Here is a 24,723-nt window from a genome sequence, read left to right as displayed (position 1 = left end):
TGTTGATTACCAACAATGTTATATCGTAACGTTACGACATAACATTACAGACAGGAGCAGAAATGCGGCGGCGACTTGGTGTATCGGCATTGGCCCTGACGGCTTCTCTTTCGGCCGCGGCGCCCTCCCTCGCCCAAACGGGCCCGGCGCCGGGTCCTGCCGCAGGTTCGGGGCCCGTCCTCACCGTCCCGCCGCTCGAAGTCGTCGCCAAACAGCTCGATCGTGAGCGGACCGAGATCCAGCCCAGCCTCGGCGCGACCCGCTACGACTTTGCCGCCTCTGCGATTCAGAACATTCCTCTGGGAGACAATGCCTCGCTCAACCAGGTGCTCCTGCGGGCGCCCGGCGTCGTCCAGGATGGCTTCGGCCAGATCCATGTTCGCGGCGACCATGGCAGTCTGCAGTACCGGCTCGATGGCGTGCAGCTTCCCGAGGGCCTCGCCCTCTTCAGCCAGATCCTGTCGCCGCGCTTCGCCGACTCCCTGTCGCTCATCACCGGCGCGCTGCCTGCCCAATATGGTCTGCGCACCGCGGGCGTCGTCGACATCAGCGTGAAGTCCGGCACGACCAATCCCGGCGGCGAAGCCTCGACCATGCTCGGTTCCTACAACTGGGTGCAGCCCGCCCTGGAGTATGGCGGCCGCAGCGGCGCGATCGATTACTTTGCCGTCGGCCAGTACGTCAGCAACGGCATCGGCATCGAGAATCCCACGGGCTCGGCATTACCGATCCATGACAATACCGCTCAATGGTATGCGTTGGCCAAGGTGACGGGCATCGTCGACGAGAGCACGCGGCTGAGCTTCATCGGCGGCGGCGCCAGCGCCCGCTACCAGATTCCCAACGTCCCGGGACAGATACCTAACTTTACCGTAAACGGCATATCCAACCAGAACAGCTCGTTCCTCGACCAGCGCCAGTGGGAGGACACCTACTTCGGCATCGCGTCGCTGCAGAAGAGCTACCAGAACTTCAATCTGCAATTCTCAGGCTTCGCCCGCTATTCCAATCTCTCCTACCAGCCCGACGCGCTGGGCGACCTGCTCTATAACGGCATCGCGCCCTGGGCGAAGCGCACGAGCTTCGCCGTCGGCACCCAGGCCGATGCGAGCTGGAAGATCGCGGCGAACCACACGATCCGAGGCGGCTTCCTCGTGCAACGCGAACGCGTCACGAGTTTCTCCCAGACCAACGCCTTGCCCCTCGTGCCCGATCCGAGCGATCCAGATGCCGAGTTCATCCCGGGCGAACAGACCGTCGGCTTTGCCGACGGCTCCGAGCTGATCGGCTGGACCTACAGCGTCTACCTGCAGGACGAATGGAAGGTCACGCCGACACTCACCATGAATGTCGGCGCCCGCTTCGACGCCATCTCCGCGGCAACGACCGAGAACCAGCTCAGCCCTCGTATTAACCTGGTCTGGGAACCCGACCCGAAGATCGCCCTGCGCGCCGGTTACTCGCGCTATTTCGTGCCCGCCCCGCTCAACCAGGTGGGCTTCAACTCCATCGCCGTTCGTGCCGGCACGACGGCCGCAACCGAAGTCACACGCAACGATCCCGTGCGGGCGGAGCGGTCCGACTATTTCGACATCGGCCTCACGGTGAAGCCGGTCGACGGCCTGACCGTGGGCTTCAGCGGCTTCTACAAGTTCGCCGAGAACTACCTCGACAAGGGCCAGTTCGGCGCGCCGGTGTTCCAGACGGCCTTCAACTACGCCTACGCCCAGGTGAAGGGCTTCGAGGTCTTCGGCAACTACGACAAAGGGCCGTGGTCGGCCTACGCCAACCTCGCCTGGTCGCGGGTGTCCTCGACCAACATCAACTCCGCCCAGTTCAATTTCGAGCAGGCCGATCTCGACTATATCGCCAACCACTGGATCTTCGCGGACCACGACCAGAGCTGGACGGGATCGGCGGGAGCCGCCTACGTCTTCAATCAGGGCAGCGAGTGGGCGACTCGCGTCTCGGCCGACATGCTGTTCGGCAGCGGCCTGCGCACCAGTGTCGTGACCCCCAACGATACGGCGCTGCCTGCCTATGCGACGGTCAATCTCTCCGTTGCACAGAAGATCCCGCTGCCCGGCAGCAAGGGCACGACGATCCGTTTCGATGCGATCAACTTGACCGATCTTTCCTATCAGTTGCGCGACGGCACCGGCGTGGGGGTCGGCGCACCGCAGTACGGAATGCGGCGGGCCTTCTTCGTGACGCTGTCGCAAAAATTCTGACCCGGATCCGACATGATTCGGAACGGTCCGGCGTGATAAAATGCCGACATGCCCGATCAATCCCTGCCCTTTATCGTATCGCTGAAAGGCGGTTCCAATTTCCGTGACCTCGGCGGCTATCGCACCGCCGACGGTCGTCTCGTGCGGCGCGGCACCGTGTTCCGCTCGGCCCATCTCGGCAGCCTGACCAACGAGGATCGCTCCGCCCTCAGCCAGCTCGGCGTGCGCACCATCGTCGATCTGCGCGGCGTGAGCGAAGCGGCGGAGACGCCGCACCTCGTCGAAGGTGTGTCGTGCCGCATCGTCGGCGCCCATATCGAACCGGGCGTCGGCGACAAGATCCGTGGCGCGGTTGCCGACGGCACGGCCAGTCCGCATCTGATGATGCAGTTCCTGACCGACCACTATCGCGACTATCCGCGGCGCTGCGCACCCGGCTTTCGCACCCTGTTCGCTACCCTGAGCGACGGCGAGCACCGCCCGTTAGTGTTCCATTGCACGGCCGGCAAGGACCGTACCGGCTTTGCCTCGGCCCTGCTGCTGACCCTGCTGGGCGTGCCGTGGGAAACCGTGATGGAAGATTATCTCCGCACCAACGAGCTGTGGACCGGACATGTCGGCCGCTATCCTGAACTCGATATCGATACTCGCGCGGCCATCATCGAAGCCCGCACGCCCTATCTCGAAGCCGCCTTCGAGGTGGTGCGCGGCGATTTCGGCACGCCTGAGGATTTCGCCGAGAAAGCCCTCGGCATCGGCGCCGATCTGCGCGAGCGGCTGAAGCGCGATTTGCTGGAAGGGTGAGTTCCGCGCTACGCCTGTGCCCATGGGCGATACGCGCTACGACACTCCCGAACCTTTCAAGGTCGATATCCCCGAACGGGCATTGATCGACCTCGACGAGCGGTTGCGCCGCTGGCGGCCGCCGGTCGTCATTGCCGACGACGGCTCCTGGGCCTCCGGCACCGACCCGGCCTTTCTCGCCGATCTCGTGGATCATTGGCGTCACGGCTACGACTGGCAGCGCTGCCAGGAGGCGATCAACCGCTGGCCCAACTATCTCGTCGATATCGGCCCGCAACGCCTGCATTTCATTCGCGAGCCCGGCACCGAGGTCGAGGACGCGCCGCGGCCCTTGCCGCTGGTGGTGACGCACGGCTGGCCGGGCTCGATCGTCGAGTTCCTGCACATCATCGACGTGCTGGCCCATCCGGAGAACCATGGCGGCGATCCGCTCGACGCCTTCGACGTCATCGTGCCGTCGCTGCCGGGTTACGGCTTTTCCGGGCCGCCGATTCGCGAGGATGGTAGCACGGGCCCGATCGGTCCGCGCGCGATTGCCGGCCTGTGGCACAAGCTCGTCACCGAGAAGCTCAACTACGGCAGGCCCTACGGCGTGCAGGGCGGCGACTGGGGCGCGGTCGTTTCTTCCTGGCTGGCCTTCGATCATCCGAAGCAGGACGACTCAGGCGTGCTCGGCCTGCACCTCAACATGATGGGCCTGCGGCCCGGCATCGACCTCAAGACAGCCAGCCTCAGCGCCGACGAGCAGGCATGGCTTGCGAAGATGGGCGGTGCGCTGGACGACAAGACCGCCTACCAGCGCATCCATGCGACGCGGCCGCAGACCTTGGGTGTTGCCCTCACCGATTCGCCGGTCGGCCTCGCCGCCTGGATCGTCGAGAAGTTCCAGGCCTGGAGCGATTGCGGCGGCGATCCGCTCAAGCGCTTTCCGATGGACCTGCTGCTCGACAACATCATGGTCTACTGGCTGACCGGCACCGCCGGCACGGCGACGTGGCTCTATCGCGGCGCCGCGCAGCAGAAGCCGCGCGCCCTGCCCGAAGGGGCGAGAGTCGAAACGCCGACCGCCTTTGCAGCCTTTCCGGCAGACATCGCGCCGGCGCCCCCTCGGGAATGGATCGAGCGCGCCTTCAACCTGCGCCAGCACACGGTCATGCCGAGCGGCGGCCATTTCGCCGCCCTCGAGGAGCCCGAGCTTCTGGTCGAAGACATCCGCGCCTTCTTCCGCCCGTTGCGCTACGGCGCGGCGAACGACTAGGCGGGCTGAATTGCCCTCAACCGTGGCTGTCGCGCCGCGAGAGCCGCCAGCACGGCGAGAGCGGCCAGCGCGCCGAACAGCAGAAGGGAGTCCGTGTAGGTGCCGCTCCAGTCGCGCAGCATGCCGGAGACCAACGGCCCTGCCGCCTGTGCCGTCACCTGGAGCGACAAGGCCACGCCGCGGATCGCGCCGTAGCTCTCGCGACCGAAATAGTCCGCCCAGGCCATGGGCAGCAGCATCATGACGCCGCCGATCCCCAGGCCGAACAAACCCGCCGGCAAGGCGGCCATCTCCGCCGACGAGACGCCGATCAGGCCGAAGCTGCCGGCCGAGAGCATTACTGCCGTCGCCGCCATCAGGTAACGCACCGGCCAGCGGCGCGGCAAAAAGCCGATGCCGAACGCGGCAAGCGCCGACACAGCCGACAGGAAGGCGATGATGGTGGCAGCCGCGACCGGCGAGAGGCCCCGCTCGATCAGGTGCGGCGCCTGATGCAGGCTGACGCCGGCCTGCACGGGATAGACGAGCACCGTGTAGAGCGAGAGCAGCCAGAAGGCCGGCGTTCGCATCGCCTCGGCGCGCTTCCAGCGCGGCTCGACCGGCGCCTGCGTCTTGCCGTCGGACAGCCGGTCGGGCTGCAGCCCGACATCCTCGGGCCGCCGCACCAGCAGCAGCCAGCACGGCAGGAAGCCCACCATGAGCACCACCGTGCCGACCGCCACCCAGCCAGCCCGCCAGTCGCTTCCGTTCATGGCGAGCTGGGCAATCAGCGGCAGCGCCACCAGACCCGAGAGCTGGGCAAGCGTGACGATCGACGTGGCGATGGCGCGCCGCGCCACAAACCAGTTGTTGAGGGCGCTGTAGAGGCCGAGATCGTACGGCCCCGCCCACACCATGCGGGCAAAGCAGAACAGCAGATAGAAAACCAGGAGCGATTGGGTGAACGACAATGCCAGCGCCGCCACGCCGGTGCCCGCCACGGCGAGGCAGAGGATCAGCCGCGCGCCGCGGCGGTCGACAATCGGCCCGATCACCGGCGAGATGAACGCCGCCAGCAGGCCGCCCAGCGACACCGCTCCTGACATCTCCGTGCGCGACCAGGAGAAGGCCTCGGTCATCGGCACGACGAAGACGGAGAGGACGGCGACCGCCGGTCCCTGGCGGGCAAACCCCGCCAGGCAAAGACATCCCAGGACCACCCAACCATAGAAAAACGGCAGCCGCGGAATCAGAAACCGCGGCAGGGGTGGCGCTTGCATGTCCCTAGGCGAAGGTCGCGGTGGCCTGCGCGGCGATCGTGCCCTTGGGCGTCACCGTCCACAGCTCGGCGCCCTTGCCATCCGCCGTCGGGCGGCCGACCGCCTCGAACGGCGCCGTGTCGAACAGCGGCGCCCGGGCGCGGATCGCAAAAGTCTTGATCGTGCGGCCCGGGGCGGAATCGCGCAGCAGGTCGAACAGGCATTGCTGTGCAAACGGACCATGTATGACCAGGCCAGGATAACCTTCGGTCTCGATGCAGTAGGTGCGGTCGTAATGGATGCGGTGCGGGTTGAAGGTGATCGCCGAGTAGCGGAACAGCATGACCGGATCGGCCTTGATCGTCCGCCGCCACGGAACATCGGTGGGCGCCGCCTCGCGCACCGGCACGCCGCTCTTCTCGCCGGCCTTCACCTCTTCGCGGAACACGGTGTTGGCGACCTCGGTCACGGCCAGGCCGCGCGGCGTGTAGATGCGCCGGGTCTGGCTGGTCACGATCAGAGTGCCGGTACCGCCGCCCCTCACCTGGACGTCGGAGAACTCCGTCTCGCGCCGCAGCTTGTCGCCGACGCGGATATCGCCGTCGAAGGTGAAGGTCGAACCGGCGTACATGCGCCGCGGCAGCGGGATCTTGGGCAGGACGCCGCCTTCGGTCGGCAGCCCGTCCTCGGCCAGCACGTTGCGTCGGGCGTAGGAATGCAGGAAGCAGAGGTGCCAGCCCGGCGCAATCGGCTCACCCTCGCCGGGGACCTTGTCGTTGCGATCGAAGGTGGCGATCATCGCTTTCAGCGGCGCCTGGGTGACGACGTCTTCGTCCTCAATCTTGCGGCCGAGTTCCTTCTTCAGCGGTTCGATATCGATCGTCATGACACATCCTCCAGTGCAACCAACAACGTAGCCAATCCCCTGTCATGATTCGCCCGCCGCATCTGCATGAAATCGAATTGTTGCCGCAGATCGAAAACGGGGCCGACCTGCGCTATCGCAAAGTCGGCCTGCAATGCGTCCTCGACATGCCGCCCCACTCCATCGTCTCGTTGGCGGAGGGTTGGCGAAACGGCCGGCTCTGGGTCGCCGTCTCGCCGCTTGGCCGTCCCGTGGGCTTCGCCTTGATGAAGCTGCCGGGCAATACCGCCTGGCTCGATCAACTCTCGGTGCTCGATCGCTGGCAGGGTCATGGCTATGGATCGGCGCTGATCGACCGCGCCGGCATGGCCGCCCGCGCCTTGGGCTACGACCGGCTGCATCTCTCGACCTATCGCGACGTGCCGTGGAATGCACCGTTCTATAGGCGGCGCGGCTTCGAGGAACTCCCGCGCGGCGACTGGCCCCACGCCTTCCGTCTCCAGTTCGCCCTGGAGAACAGCGCCGGCCATCCCTCGTGGCGGCGGACGATCATGCGGCGGCTACTCGGCAGCGACCGCTAGCCCCATCTGCTCGCAGGTCGGTGCCACGTCCGAAACCGTAGCGCGGCGCATGTCGCGCTTGTAGCGCTGATCGTCGAACTCCATGCCACGATGCATGGTGCAGCGATTGTCCCAGATCACCAGATCCTTGACCCGCCAGCGATGCGAATAAACGAACTGGCGCTGCGTGGCATGTGCCGTGAGCTCGTCGAGCAGTTTGCGCGCCTCGCCGTCTGCCATGCCGCGGATCGCACCGGCATGGCTCGCGATATAGAGGCTCATGCGGCCGGAGTCCGGCAGCTTGCGCGCCAGCACCTGCGGCACAGGCGCGAAGGCCCGGCGTTCGTCTTCGTCGAAGTCCTTGAAGCCGAGCTTGGCGCGCGACGTCATGATCGAATGTTCCGCAACCAATCCGGCGATCCGCTGCTTGGTCGTCTCGGGCAGTGCGTCGTAGGCGGCGCGCATGTCGGCATATTCGGTCTGGCCGCCGATCGGCGGGATCGAACGCGCATGCAGCATCGAGCAATAGGCCGGCAGGCGCTTGAAAGAGGAATCGGTGTGCCAAAGGCGATTGCCGAGATTGTAGAGCCGTTGCCGGTTGTCGGCAGCGAGGACGCGGTTCTCGGAATCGAGATTACCGACATCGGCCATGTTCTCGTGCAGGCGCAGCTTGTGATCCTTGCGCGCCTTGAAGACGGTCGTTTCGAGCGGGCCGAAGTTACGCGCGAAGGCGAGCTGGCTTTCGTCGTCGAAGTCCTGATCGGGGAAGATTAGGATCGCGTACTTGGTGAAGGCCGCGCGGATTGCCGTCAGGTCATCCGGCGCGAGAGGCCTGTTGAGCGCGACGTCGCCGACTTCCGCGACGAAGTCCGGGGTCACGGCATGCACCGAAATAGGCATGGGTCTGGTTCCTCCGCAGCCTTGTTCGCCTAGCTTTCACCTGGCGGCAATTGGAACACCGAACCGTCATTCCCGCAATTGCCGGATAGGCAATCGCAGGGCTAGAGTTTCGCACTGCCTATCAATGGGATGAAACAGCCAATGCTCAAGGATCGCTACGGAAACGAACTGAGCACAAGCTCGGTCGCGGCGCGCGACGCTTATCTGGCCGGTGTCGACAGCCTGATGGCCGCGACGCCCGGCATGGATACGGCCTTCCAGGCCGCCGTGACGGCTGACGACGGTTTCGCCCTCGGACATATCTCGCTGGCGCGGGCCAAGCAGCTTTTGGGCCGCGGACACGAGGCAAAGGGGCCGCTCGCCCGCGCCAAGGAGCTGGCCGCCGGCGCGACCGCGCGCGAGCAAAGCCAGATCGCGATCTTCGACAAGATCCTGACCGGCCAGGGCGTTGCTGCCCTCGAAGCGATCCACGAGCACATGAAGAGCTGGCCGCGCGATGCCATGGCGCTGGCGCCGGCGACCAGCGTGTTCGGCCTGATCGGCTTCTCGGGCAAGGTCGGCCGCGAGGTCGACCAGCTCGCGATCCTCGAACCCTTCGAGAAGCACTATGGCGACGACTGGTGGTATCGCACCCAACTCGCCTTCGCGCAGATCGAGCTGGGCAAGCTGGACGAGGGGCAGCGCAACATCGACACGGCGCTCGCCGGCTATCCGCGCAGCGCCCATGCTGCCCATATCCGCGGCCACCTCTTCTACGAAATGGGCGAGCGCGAAGCGGGCCTGACCTTTCTGAAAGATTGGATGAAGGACTATTCGCGCGATGGCCTGATGCACTGTCACAACAGCTGGCATCTCGCACTTTGGCTGATGGAGACGGGCCGACATGCCGAGGCCTGGAGCGTCTACGACGATGCGCTGCGGCCCGGCGCCTCCTGGGGACCGCAAATCAACGTGGCGACCGACTGCCCGGCCTTCCTGCTGCGCGCGGAGATGGCGGGCGAAGAGCGTCAACCCGATCGCTGGAAGGAGATCGCCGACTACGCCACCAAATGGTTCGGCAAGTCGGCCCTCGGTTTCGTCGACATGCACACCGCACTGGCCTACGCCATGGCCGGCGACAAGGCGACGCTCGCGACCTTTGTCGAAAGTCCGCGCGGCGCCACGGCCGACATGCTGCCGGCGATGGCCCAGGGCTTCGAGGCCTTTGCCGACGGCGAGTGGTCCCGTGCCGCGGACGAGATCAGGCCGCTGCTCGACACCCACGAACGGCTGGGCGGCAGTCGCGCGCAACGTGACTTGCTTGAATATGTCGTGACGACGTCGCTGGCGCGGGCCGGCCGTGCTGCCGAGGCGCGCGAGTTGATCTCGACCCGACGGCCACAGAACGGCAAGGGCAACGGCTTCCCGGTGGCCGGGCTCTGACTTACTGCGGCGGAACCTTGTTCAGCCCGAACTCTTCCGCCAGCAGCTCGTAGGAGCGTTTGCGCTTCTCGAAGTCGAAGCAGATCGTCACCGCCATGATCTCGTCGACCTCATAGCTGGCGGCGTGCTTTTCGAGGCCGGCGCGCACGGTCTTGGGCGAGCCGACGACTGAGCGGCGGCGCAGCGCCGGCAGCCAGCGTTCCGCTCCGGGCGCCTTGGCTGCCTCCAGCGCCTCTTCGACCGACGGCACCGGGCCGGGATTGCCGAGCGTACGCAGCCGCATCGCCCAGACTTCGCGGCTGCGCGACAGCAGGTCGGCCTCCTCGTCGGTCTCCGCACACAGAACCGAGATCGCCATCATCGGCTCTGGCTTCGGATGAAGCGACGACGGCTTGAAGTGCGCGCGGTAGGCGCGGGTAACGCCATCACCACCGTCGGGATTGATGAAGTGCGCGAAGCAGAACGGCAGGCCGAAATGCGCGGCCAGAGCCGCACTGTCGTCGCTCGATCCCAGCAGCCAGACGTCGGGGGCACTGGGTCCGATCGGCTGAGCGGTAATGCCCGTGCCTTCGTGGTTCGGCGGCAGCGCGTCGTGCAACCAGGCAACAAGATCGCGCACCTGATAGGGATACTTGTCGGGGTTGCTCCAGTTCGGCTTGCCGTCCGCCAGGAGGCGCATGGTGCGCTGGTCGCTGCCCGGCGCCCGCCCGATCCCGAGGTCGATGCGGCCGGGAAACAGCGTCTCCAGCATGCGGAAATTCTCCGCCACCTTGTAGGCGCTGTAGTGCGGCAGCATCACGCGCCCCGAACCGACGCGCATACGCTCGGTCAGCCCCGCGACGCGTGCGATCAACACTTCCGGCGTCGAGCCCGCCAGCGCGTCGCTGCTGTGATGCTCGGCCAGCCAGTAGCGCTCATAGCCCAGACGGTCGCAAAGCTGCGCCAGTTCCAGGGTCTCGCGCACGGCGTCTGCCGGCGTGCCACCTTTGCGGATCGGTGATTGATCGAGAACGCTGAGACGCAGCGGCAACGGCGTCAGAGGCCCTTCTTGCCCATCGCCAGGAACTTGTCCTGGCGGTGCTCGCGCAAGGCATCGGCGTCGAGCTTGGAGAGTTCACCCAGCGCCTCGCTCACCACTCGGCCTACAACGTCGATCGTCTCGTCGGGCGCACGATGGGCGCCGCCCATCGGCTCGGGGATCACGTCGTCGATCACGTCGAGCTTCTTGAGATCGGCCGCAGTCACCTTCATCGCCTCGGCGGCGTCCTGCGCATGCGCATTGGAGCGCCACAGGATCGAGGCGCAGCCTTCCGGCGTGATGACCGAATAGACGGAATTCTCCAGCATGTAGACGCGGTCGGCCGAGGCGATGGCCAGCGCACCGCCCGAACCGCCTTCGCCGATCACCACGCTGACCAGCGGCACGCCGAGCGAGAGACAAGTCTCGATGGAAGCCGCGATGGCTTCCGCCTGGCCGCGCGCCTCGGCATCGATGCCGGGATAGGCGCCGGGCGTGTCGACCAGGGTCACCACCGGCAGCTTGAAGCGATCCGCGAGCTTCATCAGCCGCTGCGCCTTGCGATAGCCTTCGGGCCGCGCCATGCCGAAATTGTGCTTGATGCGCGATTCCGTGTCGTCGCCCTTCTGCTGGCCAAGCACGACGACGCTGCGGCCCTTGAGACGGCCCATGCCGCCCACGATGGCGGCGTCTTCGCCGAACGCACGATCGCCCGCCAGCGGCGTATAGTCGGTGATCAGCCGGTCGATATAGGCCTGCGCATGCGGTCGCTCCGCGTGGCGCGCAACCTGGACCCGCTGCCACGGCGTCAGCTTGGCGTAGGTCGCGCGCAACTGCCTCTGCACCTTGTCCTGAAGGCGCATGACCTCCTCGGCGATGTCGACATCACCCGAGTTGGGCAGGTGCCGGAGCTCGGCAATTTTGCTTTCGAGCTCTCTGATCGGCGTCTCGAAGTCGAGATAGGTCGTCATTGAAGGTCAGGTGTCGCCCGGTCGCGGAATCCTGTCAACCGGCGCGTCCGGTCGACGATCCCCGCTTTCGCTTAGCCAGTGGATGATGATCCTCGACCAGCGAGCGCACCTTTTCCGGAAGGACGTGGGTATATATCTCCGTCGTGGCGATATCCGCATGCCCCAACATGAGCTGCACGCTGCGCAGATCCGCCCCGGCTTCCAGCAGGTGGCTGGCAAAGGCATGCCGCAGAACGTGCGGTGAAACGCGCGCCGGATCGATATCCGCCGCCAGCGCGGCTTCCTTTAGCAACTGCGCAAAGCGTTGGCGCGTGAGATGGCCGGCGCGGCCCCGCGACGGAAACAGATAGCGCGACGTCTCGCCGTCTTCGAGCGCCGCGGCGCGTACCTTCAGCCATCGCGCAATTGCCAGTCGCGCCGGATCGGAAAGAGGAACGAGCCGATCCTTGCTGCCCTTGCCGCGCACGATCAGCATCGCCGGATCGCGCTCGGCCGCGGCGAGCGGCAGCGCTACAAGTTCGGACACGCGCAAGCCCGAGCCGTAGAGGATCTCGAGCAGCGTTTCCATGCGGCCGCCATCGACGCCGCCTTTGGCCTGCGCCGCTTCGATCAGTCGATCGACCTCGACGCGCGACAGGACCTTGGGCAACGGCCGGCCGAGCTTGGGCGAATCGAGCGTGCTGGCGGGATCGTCCTCGCGCAGCCGCTCGGCCAGCAGGAAACGGAAGAACTGCCGCATCACCGACAGCCGGCGCGCCACCGTGCGCGGTGTCATGCCGAGATAGTCGAGCGATTTCAGATAGGCCCGCAGCGCCGTCGCATCGGCCGTCGCTGGCCCTTGCTTGCGCCGCGTCAGGAACTTCTGGAGATCGACGAGGTCGGCGCTGTAGGCGAGAACCGTATTCCTCGACGCGCCGCGTTCGGCCTGGAGCATTTCGAGAAAGGCCCCGACCTCGCGAGAAAGCTCGGGAGCCGGCTGGCGCTTCACAGCCCCTGTCACAATCCGTGCGCGATCGCGATCTCGATCGCAAACAGGCGGCCGGCATTCTCCTCACCGATCTGACGCAGCGCACGGATGATGCCGCTTACCGCCGCGGGATGAAGGTCGGACAATGCCGTCTCGCCCGTTGCGATCGACGCCAGCAGCGCCGTTTCGGCCCGGCGCCGGCCGTTGCCGGCGACTTGCAGCGACTGCATCGTCGCCGGCGCCGGCATGACCAGACGCGCCCCACCCGGCATCGTTTCCGGCAAGGTCGTCGCCCCTTGGGGCACGTCGATGCCGACGGCACGCAGCAGTTCCAGCATCAGGTAGCCGCGCAGCGGCGCCTGCGCCGGATTGTCCTGGCGCATCACCTCGTACCAGCGATTGAGCTCCTCGGCCGGCATACGCTTGCGATCGTCGACGCCCGCAATGGCAATCAAAGGCATCAACCTGTCGAGCGCTTTCATGGCGCGCGCATCGTTGAAGGCTGCGGAAAGCGCCAGACTCATCCATGCCTTGGTCTGCTGCTTGTCGCCCAGCAGCAGGAAGCCGCGCATCGCTTCCTGCGCGACATTGGCATATTCGGGCTTGGGCGGCAGGCTGAGCAGTGCCTGGGCGCCGGCTCGCGCGACCGTCGGGAAAAGCGCACCGCCGCGCTCCTCGCCATAGACGGCCGCAATCGAACTGATGAGCTGCTGCGCGTTGGAAGCTCCACGCGCTGCCGCCACCAGCCGGGCACGGCGTGCCATCGGCGCGGGCATGGCAACGCCGTCACGGACGGCATCGAGATAGAGGTCGCCAAGGCGCGTCGCTTCGATCACCGCGAGCGCCTCGCCACGCTCGGCGATCTCGAGGCGCGTGACCGGCGGCAGGGTCCGATGGACCACCTGCGAGCGGATCATCGGCGGCTGCGTCGAACGGATGGCGGCCGCCGACGGCTGCACGTAGGCGAGGTCGAGCATGACCATCGCCGGGCCGTCGAGCTGGGCCGGGGCCGAGGCGGCCGGCGACAGCCCATTGGCCGCAATATCGACCAGCTTGTAGAAGGCGGGATCCGAGGAGCGCAGCGGCTGGGCCGTGGCCAAGGCGCCGGCATTGTCGCCGGCCACGAGCTTGCAGACGACGTCCGCACGCAGGGCGAAGGGTTGCGGCAGCGGGTTGCTGCGGACGATCGCGCAGGCGCCGTCCTTCGCCCCGACCATCATCAGCGCGTTGACGACCATGGCGGCGATCGCCGGATCGGCATAACCGCCGACGCTGCGCACCATTTCGTTCAGGTTCTCGGCCTCGCCCATGGCCGCAAGCTTCTCGACCTTGCGCGCGAACAGGCCGGGCGGCGGACTGCCGTCGGGTGCCGGCGGCGTCAGCTCGCTCACCATCACCTTGAACTGCAGGTCGCGTAGCGCCCGACTGCGGGGCGCTGCCGGCAGGGCGGAGACCAGCCGCTTGGCCGTGGCGAGGGTCGTGCCGGCCCAGGCATCGGCGGCCATGCCGCCGGTCTTGGCATTCAGGAAGCCGGTCGGTCGCTGGTCGAAATCGGGTACCTGGGCAACGGCAGGCCCCGTCATCGCCACCGACACGGCCAGGAAGAGGCCGAACATCGGGGCGGCCAGAACCATGCTAGCGCGCAAGGCGTTCACTGGGCACCGGAACCTCGAATTGCCGGAGCGGCGGCCGCGGCTCGATGACGGCCAACGCCACCAGGCCCCCAATTAGCAGGCACAGGGCAATTACCCCTAGCACGGGGCCGAAGCGCAAGGTGGGTACGCTGAAGCGGTTTCGGGAACGGAACATGGGCACGACGCGGGCAAACTACCCAACCGATGCCACAGCGGCAATCGTTGCGGCCCAATCGCTTGAAACACAGGGAATTATAGGCGACATGCAAGGGGCAGCTCGCCATGGACGCCTCTTCTCCCCTGTCCTTGCCGCGCACCGTGGCCCTTGTCGGGCTGATGGGCGCGGGCAAGAGCGCCATCGGTAAGCGGCTGGCGGCAAGGCTTGGCCTGCCGTTCGTGGACGCCGACGACGAAATCGAGCGCGCCGCAGGCTGCACCATCTCGGAATTCTTCGAGAAGTACGGCGAGCAGGAGTTTCGCGCCGGCGAACGCCGGGTGATTGCCCGCCTGCTCGAACAGCCCCCGCTGGTGCTCTCGACCGGCGGCGGCGCCTATATAGACAACGAGACGCGCGCCCTGATGCGCACCAAGGCCATAACCGTGTGGCTTCGCGCCGAACTCGACGTTCTGTTCGATCGCGTGAAGAAGCGCACCCATCGCCCCCTCTTGCGCCAGGGCGATCCCAAGGAGATTCTCGACCGCCTCATGCAACAACGTTATCCGATCTACGCCGAAGCCGATCTCACCGTTGAATCGACGGCCCAGCCTGCCGACCGCACCACGGAGCAGGTGATCGACGCGTTGCGCGCCCATCTCCAGGCTCCATCCGCCGGAGTGGACAGATGAGCGCCGCCCGCACGATCCGGGTCGATCTCGCCGGCCGCAGCTACGATATCGCGATCGGCCCCAGCCTGATCGACCGCGCCGGCGACTTGTCGCGCCCGCTGCTGGCCGCCCCGCGCGTCACCATCGTCAGCGACGAAACCGTCGCTCCGCTCTATGGCGCTCGGCTCGCGGCCTCGTTCGAGAAGGCTGGCATCAAGGCGACGACAGTCACCGTGCCCGCGGGCGAAAGCAGCAAGGAATTCTCAAGCTTTGCCCGGCTGATGAATGAGCTGCTCGACCACCGGCCGGACCGCAAGACAACCCTGGTCGCACTGGGCGGCGGCGTGGTCGGCGACCTCACGGGCTTTGCTGCCTCGGTGCTGCTGCGTGGCGTCGATTTCATCCAGGTACCGACCACCCTCCTTGCCCAGGTCGATTCCTCGGTCGGCGGCAAGACCGGCATCAACACGCGCCACGGCAAGAACCTTGTCGGCTCCTTCTATCAACCGCGCCTCGTGCTGGCCGATACCACAGTGCTCGACAGCCTGCCGCGTCGCGAGCTGCTGGCGGGCTATGCCGAAGTGGCCAAGTACGGGCTGATCGACGATCCGGCGTTCTGGGATTGGTGCGAGGCCAACGGCTCGGCGGTGCTCGGCGGCGATGCCGCGGCACGGACCTATGCCATCGAGCAAAGCTGTCTCTCGAAGGCCCGCATCGTGGCCGCCGACGAACGCGAGACGACCGATCTGCGCGCTCTCCTCAACCTCGGCCATACGTTCGGCCATGCGCTGGAAGCGGAAACCGGCTTCGGGTCGGAACTGCTGCATGGCGAGGCGGTCGGCGCCGGCATGGCCATGGCCTTCGATCTCTCCGCGCGGCTGGGCCTCTGCCCGGCGGCCGATGCCCAACGCGTGCGTCGCCATCTCGGCGCCGTTGGACTGCCGGTGCGGCTGCGTACGATCGGCGGCGACAATTCGCGGCGCTGGGACGCTGCACGGCTGGTCGAGCACATGCGCGGCGACAAGAAAGCCGAGGGTGGCAAGCTCACCTTCGTGCTGGCCCGCGGTATCGGCAAAGCCTTCGTGACGCGCGAGGTCGACGAGACAGGGTTGCGCGGCCTGCTCGACGACGCCATCGCGGCCTAGGGCCCGGCGGCGATGGACACGGAGCTTCATTTCGATCTGCCGCTTTCGATTGCAGTGCCGCTGGTCGTGCTCTGCCTGCTGCTGGCGGCCTATCTTTCGGCGGCCGAGACGGCGATCACCGGCGCGTCGCGGCCCCGCATGCATCGCCTTGCCCAGCAGGGCAACAAGCGGGCGACCATGATCAACCAGCTGCTCGACCGCAAGGACGAGACCGTCAGTGCCGTCCTGCTCGGCAACAATGTGGTCAACATCTTCTCGGCCTCGCTGACGACGGCGGTTCTGACGGCCCTGTTCGGCGCGGCCGGCATCCTCTATGCGACCCTGGCGATCGGCGTGATGATCGTGATCTTCGCCGAGGTCATGCCCAAGACCTGGGCGCTGATGCGCGCCGACCGGGTGGCGCTGACCCTGGCGCCCTCCATCCTGTTCACCGTGGCGATCCTGGGGCCGCTGGCACGCGGCGTGGCGTGGATCTCACGCTTCTTCCTCGGCCTGATGAACGTGCGCACCGACCGTTCGCTCGACGCCAAGGAACATAGCGACCTGCTGCGCGGCGCCATCGAACTGCATGGTGCAGATCTTACCGACGAGGACGCGCCCGCCGAAAAGGCGATGCTGCGCTCCGTGCTCGACCTCGGCGACCGCACCGTGGGCGACGTCATGACCCACCGCGGCAATGTCGCGTTGATCGATGCCGACCAGCCGGTCGACGCGATCGTGGCCCAGATGCTGGCGGCGCCCTATACGCGCATTCCGCTCTATCGCGGCGAGGCGGACAATGTCGTGGGCGTGATGCATGCCAAGGACCTGTTCCGCGCCATCAAGGCGGCACAGGGCACCATCGACTCCGTCAAGATCGACGCGGTGATGACGCCCCCCTGGTTCATTCCGGAGTCGACGATCCTATTCGATCAGCTCGAGGCATTTCGCGCACGCCACGAACATTTCGCCATCGTCGTCGACGAATACGGCGCCCTCCGGGGAATCGTCACCCTCGAAGACATTCTCGAAGAGATCGTCGGCGACATCGAGGACGAGCACGATGCGATCCGCCGCGGCGTCCTGCGCCGCGACGACGGCAGCCTGCTCTGCCAGGGCGATGTGCCGATCCGCGACCTCAACCGCGAGTTTGGCTGGGGCCTGCCGGAGGGCGTGGCCACGACCATCGCGGGCCTGGTCCTGCACGAGGCACGCCGCATCCCGGAAGTGGGCCAAACCTATGCCTTTTACGGATTTCGCTTCGAGATATTGAAGCGCGAAGGCACCCGCATCGCCGAGTTGCGAATCGTGCCGCCCGCGGCCATACAAGCGGCCGACTGACCCCATTTACCAAGGGAACGACCATGCCGCTTCCGCCGCCAGTCGGCCGACAGCATCTCCACACGCGTCGCGTCACCTGCCAGGGCTTCTTCCGCGAGGACGGACTTTGGGACATCGAAGGCCGTATCACCGACGAGAAGTCCTACGAGCACGCCAATGAATGGCGCGGGCCGCTCCAGCCCGGCGACTTCGTGCACGACATGTCGATCCGCCTGACCCTCGACCACAAGTTCACGATCGTCGATGTAGAGGCGGTGACCGACAAGTCGCCCTATCGCATGTGCGGCGACATCACGCCCGCGTTCAAGAAGCTGATCGGCTTGCGGATCGGCGGCGGCTTCCATCGCGAGGTGCGCGCGCGACTGGGCGGCGTTCACGGCTGCACGCATATCGTCGAACTGCTGGGGCCGGTCGCGACGACGGCGTTCCAGACCGTCTCCTCGAAGAAGGCCGCCGAACTCAACCGCGCCCATCGCGAGAAGGCAGGCACGTTGCCCGCAACCGATCCGGATGCGCCCAAGAAGCCGCGGCGCAGGCCCTACATGCTCGACACCTGCCACACCTGGGCATCGGACAGCGAGATCACCAAGCGCTGGGTGCCGGACTTCTACACCGGCCCCGACGCCGAAGCCGTGCGCGCCGCCAACGCCGGCAAGGAAGTGGAGATGGAAGGCTAGCTTCGCTTCGCGTCTTCGGCCGGCGTCAATGTCGTCAATGCGAGCGCGTGCAGGCCGGCGTCGAGTTCCTGCTTGAGCGCGGCGTAGACCAAACGCTGCCGCGCCACGCGGTTCTGTCCCTCGAAGGCCGCCGACACGATCTCGACCCGGAAATGCGTCTCGCCGCCTTCGCGCCAACCCGCATGGCCATGATGCTTTGACGATTCGTCTTCGATGGCAAGACGCGCCGGCGCGAATGCCGTCCGGAGTTTACTGTCAATCGCCATCGCAACCTTGCCCATCACTTGCCTCTCTTGCTCACTGCAACTCCCGAACACATATTAGCCGAATGTCTCGACGGCGAGCCAAACCACTGACGGCCACAGACGGGCCGCTCCCGCATCAGCGGGTCTGCGAAGCGCCCGGCTGCCGGATGCAGGGCGAGTTCCGCGCGCCTCGCGCGCGCGATCGTCTCGACGAGTACCGCTGGTTCTGCCTGGAGCACGTCCGCGAGTATAATAAGAAGTGGGACTACTTCGCCGGCCTCGGCGCCGATCAGATCGAAGCTCATATCCGCGCGGATACGACCTGGCGCCGGCCGGTCTGGCCGCTCGGCGCCCGGCGCAACGGCAATTCCTACGCCAATCTGAAGGACCCGCTGGGCCTGGCCGACGATGCGGGCCTGGGCGAGCGGCCGCCGCCCAAACTCGATGGCAGCGAGCAACTGACACCGGCCGAGCGCAACGCCCTCGATGTCCTTGAACTTTCATGGCCGCTTACTCAGGCTGTCGTGAAATCTCGTTACAAGGCGCTGGTCAAGCTGCACCACCCGGATGCCAATGGCGGGGCCCGGGCGGCCGAGGAAAAGCTCAAGGAAATCAACGCCGCCTATTCCACTCTGCGGGCCTCGGAGCACCTTCCCGTGGAGTGATTAGCCCTGCTCAGGGCAGACCCGCCAATTGGCCGCTTGCGGTGCACAAACTGGCCTGCGACTATTGTTTTGCCCGCAATTTGGCGGGCATTGTTTTGTAGGATCCGTGTGATGGCTTCGACGACGACCGCGGCCCGCCAGAATGTGTCGGGCATGCCGGATATCAAGGTTTCCGCCCGCCAGCTGTTTGGCATCGACACCGACATGGAGGTGCCTGCTTTCAGCGCGGCGACCGAACATGTCCCCGAAGTCGATGACGCCTACCTGTTCGATCACGACACGACGATGGCGATCCTCGCTGGCTTCGCCCACAACCGCCGTGTCATGGTCCAGGGCTATCACGGTACCGGCAAGTCGACCCACATCGAGCAGGTCGCGGCGCGCCTCAACTGGCCTTGCATCCGCGTCAACCTCGACAGCCACATCAGCCGTATCGATCTTATCGGCAAGGATGCGATCGTGCTGCGCGACGGCAAGCAGATCACGGAATTCCGTGAAGGCATCCTGCCCTGGGCGCTGCAGAACCCGACCGCTCTGGTGTTCGACGAATACGACGCCGGCCGCGCCGACGTGATGTTCGTGATCCAGCGCGTGCTCGAAGTCGAAGGCAAGCTCACCCTGCTCGACCAGAACAAGGTGATCCGCCCTCACCCGGCCTTCCGCCTGTTCTCGACCGCCAACACGGTCGGCCTCGGCGACACGACCGGCCTCTATCACGGTACGCAGCAGATCAACCAGGGCCAGATGGACCGCTGGTCGATCGTGACGACGCTGAACTACCTGCCGCACGATCAGGAAGTGAACATCGTCTCGGCCAAGACGCCGTTCTACGACAACGACGAAGGCCGCAAGACGATCTCCGCCATGGTGGCGCTCGCCGACCTGACGCGCGCCGGCTTCATCGCCGGCGATATCTCGACCGTGATGTCGCCGCGTACGGTGATCACCTGGGCCGAGAACGCGCGCATCTTCGGCGGTGATGTCGGCTTCGCATTCCGTCTCACCTTCCTCAACAAGTGCGACGAGGTCGAGCGCAGCACGCTCGCCGAGTACTACCAGCGCTGCTTCGGCAAGGAATTGCCGGCCGGCAGCGCCAAGGGCGGCAAGCTGCACTAGGTAGAGAGCGCCTCCATGGCCAAGGACACGACTCCCCTCGAGGAGTTCCGCCGCGTCACCGCCACCACAATGCGGGCGGTTTCGCGCAAGGAAGTGAACGTCTCGTTCGTTCCCGATGGTGGCTCGCTGCTCGGCAGCGAGGCCCGCATCACCGTGCCGGCGCGGGACTTGCCGGTCGAGGATGTCAGCCGTGTCCGCGGCGAAGCCGATTCGATGGCGCTGAAGCTGCGCCATCACGACCGTAAGACCCATCTGCGCCGCGTGCCGCGCGGCGAGACCGCCCGCGCGATCTTCGAGGCGGTCGAACAGGTCCGCGTCGAGGCTCTGGGCGCCCGCAAGATGGCCGGCGTCGCCGACAATCTCGCGGCCCTGTGGCGCCAGCGCTCCGACCAGCGCGGCCACGCCCGCATCAAGACCAAGGAAGATGCGCCACTCGCCGACGTGATCGGGCTGATCGCGCGCGAGCAGCTGCTCGGCGCCGCACCGCCTGAGTCCGCCAAGGCGATGGTCGACATGTGGCGCGCCGATGTGGAGAGCGCGGCCGGCCGTGACTTCCAGAAGCTGCGCGATTCTCTCGGCAACCAGGAAACCTTTGCGCGCGCCGCGCGCCAGCTCATTCGCGACCTCAAGCTCGGCGACGAAACGGCCGACCTGCAGGACGACGACACCGAAGAGAGCCAGGATCAGGAGAACGCGGACGGTCAGTCCAACGAGACCGGCGACGATCAGAGCGATTCGAGCGAGACCCAGGGCTACGGCGCCCAGGGCGAAGAGACTGAGGACGCCTCCGAGCAGGAAGATGCCTCGGAGACCGTCGCCGACCAGGCCCAGACCGAGATGCAGATGGGCTCGGGCGACGAAGAGGAGCCCGGCCGCGCGGAACGTCCGTGGCTGCCGCCGGGTGCGCTTTCCAACGAGCCGCTGGGCCAGCAGTATCACGCCTATACGGTGAAGTTCGACGAGATCGTCGAAGCCGACCAGCTGTGCGACGCCGAGGAACTCGGCCGCCTGCGCAATCACTTGGACCAGCAGCTCTCGCACCTGCAGGGCGTGATCGGCAAGCTGGCCAACCGGCTGCAGCGCCGCCTGATGGCGCAGCAGAATCGCTCCTGGGACTTCGACCTCGACGAAGGCACGCTCGACGCGGCGCGTTTGGCCCGCATCGTCGCGAATCCCATGCATGCCCTCTCCTTCAAGAAGGAGAAGGACACGAACTTCCGCGACACCGTCGTGTCGCTGCTGATCGACAATTCCGGTTCCATGCGCGGCCGGCCGATCACGGTCGCGGCCATGAGTGCCGACATCCTAGCTCGCACGCTCGAGCGCTGCGGCGTCAAGGTCGAGATCCTGGGCTTCACGACGCGCGCCTGGAAGGGTGGCCAGAGCCGCGAGCAGTGGCTCGCCGCCGGCAAGCCGGCCAATCCGGGGCGTCTCAACGATCTGCGCCACATCATCTACAAGCCGGCCGACGCCCCGTGGCGGCGCGCCCGCAAGAATCTCGGCCTGATGCTGCGCGAGGGTATCCTCAAGGAGAACATCGACGGCGAAGCGCTGCTCTGGGCACACAACCGCCTGCTGCCGCGCCCCGAAGAGCGCAAGATCATGATGGTGATCTCGGATGGCGCGCCGGTCGACGATTCCACGCTGTCGGTCAATCCGGGCAACTATCTCGAACGCCACCTGCGCGACGTCATCGACTGGATCGAGACGCGCTCGCCGGTCGAGCTGATTGCCATCGGCATCGGCCACGACGTCACGCGCTACTACCGCCGCGCCGTCACCATCGTCGACGCCGACCAGCTCGGCGGCACGATGATGGAGCAGCTCGCCTCGCTGTTCGACGAGGAGGACGCCAAGGACGTGCGCGCGGCTCGCGGCGGCGGCCAGCGTGGCCGCGGCGGCGCCAAGGCGACTCCAGGCAAGACCAGCGGTAAATCCGGCAAGCGCGCCGCCTAACCCCGGTGGCGAACCGCTTCCTTCTTACGCTCTGCCTGCTTGTCGCGGCCTGCACCAGCGTCTCGCCGCCTCCGGCCGAGGCGCAGGAAAAGCCGGTCGCGATCCACAGTTCTGCGCTCACCTTCAAGCTCGACGAGCCGGACGCGACCCGTATCGGCCGTCTGATCTGGCGCGGCGGCATCGAGATGAAGGCGGATTCGCCCCACTTCGGCGGCTGGTCCGACCTGCACGTCACGCCTGATGGCCGCTCGCTCACCTCGATCTCCGATGAAGGCGCCTGGCTTACCGCCATCATCGACTACGATGCCAAGGGCGATCTCGCCGGTCTGAGTACGGCAACCATCGGCCAGATGCACGGTCTCGACGGCAAGCTGATCGAGAAGAAGGCCGAGGCCGATGCCGAAGCGATGGCACGCCTGCCCGACGGATCGTGGCTGGTGGCCTTCGAGCGCCGGCATCGGCTGTGGCAGTACCGCACGCTCGATGCCCTGCCGCTGCCCATCGAGGGGCCGGCCGATATCGGCCGCCAGCCTTCTAATGGTGGTATCGAGGCGCTGACGGCGCTGCCCGACGGCACCGTGATCGCGATCAGCGAGGAATACAGCCTCAAGCCCGAGAGCGTCGTTGGCTGGATCGGGCAGCCCACCGGAAACGGCCGCTACACCTGGAGCAGCTTCAGCTACGCCACGATCCCCAACTTCAGGCCGACCGCCATCACCGTGCTCCCCGACGGGTCCTTCGCTACTCTCGAACGGGCGTTCGATCTGATACGCGGCGTGCGCGTGCGGGCCATGCATTTCGAGGCCGCACAGCTCAAGCCGGGCGCGACGGTGAAGGCGGAAGAACTCGCGTTCCTCGCCTCGCCCTATCCTGTCGACAATCTCGAAGGCCTGTCGTCGAGCCGCGGCGCACGCGGCGAGACGTTGCTGTGGCTGATCTCGGACGACAACTTCAATCCGCTTCAGCGCAATATCTTGATGCTGTTCGAGCTGGCGCCATAGCGCCGTCCTCCCCAATCGATTGGGGAGGAGAGAAAGGAAGAGCTTAGGCCGCGGCTGCGACCTTGGCGTCCTTCTTGGTCTTGGCCGACACGACGCGACGCTTCAGCACCTTCATCTCCGGGCTGAGCTTGCTGTCGTTGGTGCCGAGCAGGTAGGCGTCGATGCCGCCATTGTGCTCGATCGTCTTGATGCCGCGCGGCGTCAGACGCAGGCGCACAGAGTGGCCCAACGCGTCGGACAGGACCGAAGCGACCTGCAGGTTGGACATGAAGCGACGCCGCGACTTGTTGTTCGCGTGGCTCACATTGTTGCCGTACTGAACGGCCTTGCCCGAAAGGGCGCAACGACGAGGCATGGCGATATCCGCTAAAAAACGATCCCGCCGAAGGGCGGGAAGGCGGGCTTTTTACGGGCCGAAGCGGGTCCCGTCAAGCAAACCAGTCCACGACTCTTTCGCTGATATCCTCGACCTGATCCTCGGGAATTACCCGGCCGCGGGCCGAGATTCCGGCATCGTGCACAGTGTTCGGATCGCCCGAGATCAAAGGATGCCACCAATAGAGGTCCTGGCCGAAATGGACCAGCCGGTACCCACAGGTCTTGGGGAGCCAATCCATCTTGGCCACAACCTTTGGGGTGAGCTGGATACAGTCGGGCACGATCTTCTTACGGTTCTTGTAGTCCCGGCAGCGGGCCGTCTTGGGGTCCAGGAGCTTGCAGCAGGTATCGGTCTGGGCGAGCTCGCCGGTGCCCTCGTCTTCCAGCTTGTTGACGCAGCACATGCCGCAGCCGTCGCAGAGCGATTCCCACTCCTGCTTGGTCATCTGCGCCAGGGTCTTGCGCTTCCAGAAGGGTTCCTTCTGGGCTTCGGCAGCGCGGCGGGCGCGTCTCAGGAGCGATTTAGCGGCCATGGAAGGCCTCCAGCATACGCCGGGCCGCTGCCGCCGGGGTAGCCCGACCTGCCTCGACTTCGCGCTCCAGCCCGCTCACCAGCTTGCGGACCTCGGGGTGTCGGCGCAGCTCGGCCAGGAGCGTCTCGCCGACCTCGTTCCACATCCAGGCTCGGGCCTGCTCCGCCCGGCGCCGGGCGATACCCTTCTCGCCGACGGCGGCATTGAATCGTTCGACGATCTGCCAGATCTCCGCCACGCCCTCGCCCGTCTGGGCGGAGGAGGTCGTGACCTCCGGTGTCCATCCAGCAGTCGGCGAGCGCAGCATGCGCAGCGCGTGCTGATAGTCGGAAGCCGACCGCTTCGCCGTGGCCTTGAGATCGCCATCGGCCTTGTTGACCACGATGAGGTCGGCGAGTTCGATCACGCCGCGCTTGATGCCCTGCAAATCGTCGCCGCCTGCCGGCAGCAGCAGGACGATGAACATGTCGACCATGTCGGCGACGGCCGTCTCCGACTGGCCGACGCCTACCGTCTCGACGATCACCGTGTCGAAACCCGCGGCCTCGACCAGCAGCATGGTCTCGCGGGTCCGCCGGGCCACGCCGCCCAAGGTGATGCCCGCCGGCGACGGCCGGATGAAGGCCTCATGCCGGCGCGACAGCTCCTCCATGCGTGTCTTGTCGCCCAGGATCGAGCCGCCGCCGCGCTTCGAGGAAGGATCGATCGCCAACACGGCCAGCGAGCGCCCGCGCTCCAGCAGCGACAGGCCGAAGCGTTCGATCAGGGTCGATTTGCCGACGCCGGGCACGCCGGTGATGCCGAGCCGCACCGACTTGCCGCTGTGCGGCAATATCGCGGCGAGCAACGCATCGGCGCGCGCGCGATGGTCGCTGCGTGTCGATTCGATCAGGGTGATGGCCTGCGCCAGTGCCCGCCGGTCGCCCGCGAGCAGCGGCGCAAGCAGCGGATCGGCGGAACTATCCGATATGGCGACAGACGCGCTCATGCGGCG

General features: G+C 66.3%; 24 protein-coding genes. 13 read left to right on the top strand and 11 right to left on the bottom strand.

The features are described 5' to 3' along the window. The first annotated feature begins 62 nt into the window (after window positions 1-62). Genes BN60_RS01410 through BN60_RS01400 form a run of 3 tightly spaced genes read left to right on the top strand, consistent with a single transcriptional unit; the run spans window position 63 to window position 4,293 of the window. Window positions 63-2,231 (top strand): TonB-dependent receptor, encoded by a 2,169-nt coding sequence (locus tag BN60_RS01410; RefSeq protein ID WP_043283536.1) that lies wholly within the window; start codon window positions 63-65, stop codon window positions 2,229-2,231. Window positions 2,232-2,279: 48 nt separating this feature from the next. Beyond that, the gene (locus BN60_RS01405) at window positions 2,280-3,035 is read left to right on the top strand and encodes a tyrosine-protein phosphatase (protein ID WP_020694186.1); all 756 of its coding nucleotides are present in this window, start codon (window positions 2,280-2,282) and stop codon (window positions 3,033-3,035) included. 22 nt (window positions 3,036-3,057) lie between these two features. Next, window positions 3,058-4,293 (top strand): epoxide hydrolase family protein, encoded by a 1,236-nt coding sequence (locus BN60_RS01400; protein WP_020694185.1) that lies wholly within the window; start codon window positions 3,058-3,060, stop codon window positions 4,291-4,293. On the opposite strand, the gene BN60_RS01395 is transcribed toward BN60_RS01400, so the two are convergent. Both BN60_RS01395 and BN60_RS01390 read right to left on the bottom strand, forming a co-directional pair. After that, window positions 4,290-5,552, bottom strand: a complete 1,263-nt coding sequence (locus tag BN60_RS01395) for an MFS transporter (protein ID WP_020694184.1) — start codon at window positions 5,550-5,552, stop codon at window positions 4,290-4,292. The two genes, BN60_RS01400 and BN60_RS01395, sit on opposite strands and share 4 nt — an antisense overlap. 4 nt (window positions 5,553-5,556) lie before the next feature. Then, a complete protein-coding gene (locus BN60_RS01390; protein WP_020694183.1) occupies window positions 5,557-6,417 on the bottom strand; it encodes an HTD2 family dehydratase in 861 nt (286 codons plus the stop codon). A gap of 44 nt (window positions 6,418-6,461) precedes the next feature. Between BN60_RS01390 and BN60_RS28470 the strand changes: the two genes are divergently transcribed. Further along, complete coding sequence (locus BN60_RS28470; protein WP_020694182.1) at window positions 6,462-6,977, top strand: GNAT family N-acetyltransferase; 516 nt, start codon at window positions 6,462-6,464, stop codon at window positions 6,975-6,977. Here BN60_RS28470 and BN60_RS01380 read toward each other — a convergent pair. After that, window positions 6,957-7,856 carry a TauD/TfdA dioxygenase family protein gene (locus BN60_RS01380; RefSeq protein WP_020694181.1) on the bottom strand — a complete coding sequence of 300 codons (900 nt, stop codon included), beginning with the start codon at window positions 7,854-7,856 and terminating at the stop codon, window positions 6,957-6,959. The genes BN60_RS28470 and BN60_RS01380 overlap by 21 nt on opposite strands. 141 nt (window positions 7,857-7,997) lie before the next feature. On the opposite strand from BN60_RS01380, the gene BN60_RS01375 reads away from it, so the two are divergent. Next, window positions 7,998-9,278, top strand: a complete 1,281-nt coding sequence (locus BN60_RS01375; RefSeq protein WP_043283535.1) for a tetratricopeptide repeat protein — start codon at window positions 7,998-8,000, stop codon at window positions 9,276-9,278. Between the two features lies 1 nt (window position 9,279). Here BN60_RS01375 and BN60_RS01370 read toward each other — a convergent pair whose 3' ends face one another. Genes BN60_RS01370 through BN60_RS01355 form a run of 4 tightly spaced genes read right to left on the bottom strand, consistent with a single transcriptional unit; the run spans window position 9,280 to window position 13,868 of the window. After that, on the bottom strand, window positions 9,280-10,308 hold the full coding sequence (locus tag BN60_RS01370) for an LLM class flavin-dependent oxidoreductase (protein ID WP_020694180.1): 1,029 nt from the start codon (window positions 10,306-10,308) through the stop codon (window positions 9,280-9,282). A gap of 5 nt (window positions 10,309-10,313) precedes the next feature. Then, window positions 10,314-11,267, bottom strand: a complete 954-nt coding sequence (locus tag BN60_RS01365; RefSeq protein ID WP_020694179.1) for an acetyl-CoA carboxylase carboxyltransferase subunit alpha — start codon at window positions 11,265-11,267, stop codon at window positions 10,314-10,316. Between the two features lie 34 nt (window positions 11,268-11,301). Continuing rightward, window positions 11,302-12,255, bottom strand: a complete 954-nt coding sequence (locus BN60_RS01360) for a site-specific tyrosine recombinase XerD (protein WP_020694178.1) — start codon at window positions 12,253-12,255, stop codon at window positions 11,302-11,304. A gap of 8 nt (window positions 12,256-12,263) precedes the next feature. Beyond that, a complete protein-coding gene (locus tag BN60_RS01355) occupies window positions 12,264-13,868 on the bottom strand; it encodes a hypothetical protein (RefSeq protein ID WP_020694177.1) in 1,605 nt (534 codons plus the stop codon). A 282-nt stretch (window positions 13,869-14,150) separates the two neighbouring features. Here BN60_RS01355 and BN60_RS01350 point away from each other — a divergent pair, with 282 nt between their 5' ends. The 4 genes from BN60_RS01350 to BN60_RS01335 are packed head-to-tail and all read left to right on the top strand — an operon-like array spanning window position 14,151 to window position 17,835. Further along, on the top strand, window positions 14,151-14,714 hold the full coding sequence (locus BN60_RS01350) for a shikimate kinase (RefSeq protein WP_020694176.1): 564 nt from the start codon (window positions 14,151-14,153) through the stop codon (window positions 14,712-14,714). Further along, on the top strand, window positions 14,711-15,838 hold the full coding sequence (gene aroB / locus BN60_RS01345) for a 3-dehydroquinate synthase (protein ID WP_020694175.1): 1,128 nt from the start codon (window positions 14,711-14,713) through the stop codon (window positions 15,836-15,838). Before BN60_RS01350 ends, aroB begins: the two co-directional genes overlap by 4 nt. Before the next feature lie 12 nt (window positions 15,839-15,850). Further along, window positions 15,851-17,158, top strand: a complete 1,308-nt coding sequence (locus BN60_RS01340) for an HlyC/CorC family transporter (protein WP_020694174.1) — start codon at window positions 15,851-15,853, stop codon at window positions 17,156-17,158. 23 nt (window positions 17,159-17,181) lie between these two features. Continuing rightward, a complete protein-coding gene (locus BN60_RS01335; protein ID WP_020694173.1) occupies window positions 17,182-17,835 on the top strand; it encodes a DUF2889 domain-containing protein in 654 nt (217 codons plus the stop codon). Here the strand turns inward: BN60_RS01335 and BN60_RS01330 are convergent. Next, complete coding sequence (locus tag BN60_RS01330; RefSeq protein ID WP_020694172.1) at window positions 17,832-18,116, bottom strand: BolA family protein; 285 nt, start codon at window positions 18,114-18,116, stop codon at window positions 17,832-17,834. The genes BN60_RS01335 and BN60_RS01330 overlap by 4 nt on opposite strands. A gap of 131 nt (window positions 18,117-18,247) precedes the next feature. On the opposite strand from BN60_RS01330, the gene BN60_RS01325 reads away from it, so the two are divergent. The 4 genes from BN60_RS01325 to BN60_RS28465 all read left to right on the top strand — a co-directional run bounded on the left by BN60_RS01325 (window position 18,248) and on the right by BN60_RS28465 (window position 22,818). Beyond that, on the top strand, window positions 18,248-18,745 hold the full coding sequence (locus BN60_RS01325) for a J domain-containing protein (RefSeq protein ID WP_020694171.1): 498 nt from the start codon (window positions 18,248-18,250) through the stop codon (window positions 18,743-18,745). Window positions 18,746-18,856: 111 nt separating this feature from the next. Beyond that, on the top strand, window positions 18,857-19,861 hold the full coding sequence (gene cobS / locus BN60_RS01320) for a cobaltochelatase subunit CobS (RefSeq protein ID WP_020694170.1): 1,005 nt from the start codon (window positions 18,857-18,859) through the stop codon (window positions 19,859-19,861). A gap of 15 nt (window positions 19,862-19,876) precedes the next feature. Continuing rightward, window positions 19,877-21,817, top strand: coding sequence for a cobaltochelatase subunit CobT (gene cobT / locus BN60_RS01315; RefSeq protein ID WP_020694169.1), 1,941 nt, complete (start codon window positions 19,877-19,879; stop codon window positions 21,815-21,817). Window positions 21,818-21,822: 5 nt separating this feature from the next. Continuing rightward, on the top strand, window positions 21,823-22,818 hold the full coding sequence (locus tag BN60_RS28465) for an esterase-like activity of phytase family protein (RefSeq protein WP_020694168.1): 996 nt from the start codon (window positions 21,823-21,825) through the stop codon (window positions 22,816-22,818). Window positions 22,819-22,861: 43 nt separating this feature from the next. Here the strand turns inward: BN60_RS28465 and rpmB are convergent, their stop codons facing one another. From rpmB to meaB, 3 genes are all read right to left on the bottom strand, one after another. Beyond that, the gene (gene rpmB, locus BN60_RS01305; protein ID WP_020694167.1) at window positions 22,862-23,173 is read right to left on the bottom strand and encodes a 50S ribosomal protein L28; all 312 of its coding nucleotides are present in this window, start codon (window positions 23,171-23,173) and stop codon (window positions 22,862-22,864) included. A 73-nt stretch (window positions 23,174-23,246) separates the two neighbouring features. Continuing rightward, a complete protein-coding gene (locus BN60_RS01300; RefSeq protein WP_020694166.1) occupies window positions 23,247-23,729 on the bottom strand; it encodes a YcgN family cysteine cluster protein in 483 nt (160 codons plus the stop codon). After that, complete coding sequence (gene meaB, locus BN60_RS01295) at window positions 23,719-24,717, bottom strand: methylmalonyl Co-A mutase-associated GTPase MeaB (protein ID WP_020694165.1); 999 nt, start codon at window positions 24,715-24,717, stop codon at window positions 23,719-23,721. Before meaB ends, BN60_RS01300 begins: the two co-directional genes overlap by 11 nt. Window positions 24,718-24,723: the final 6 nt, after the last annotated feature.

Origin of the sequence: Reyranella massiliensis 521 (genome assembly GCF_000312425.1) — a bacterium.
GTDB lineage: Bacteria > Pseudomonadota > Alphaproteobacteria > Reyranellales > Reyranellaceae > Reyranella > Reyranella massiliensis.
This window is presented reverse-complemented; position numbering and strand designations above follow the sequence as displayed.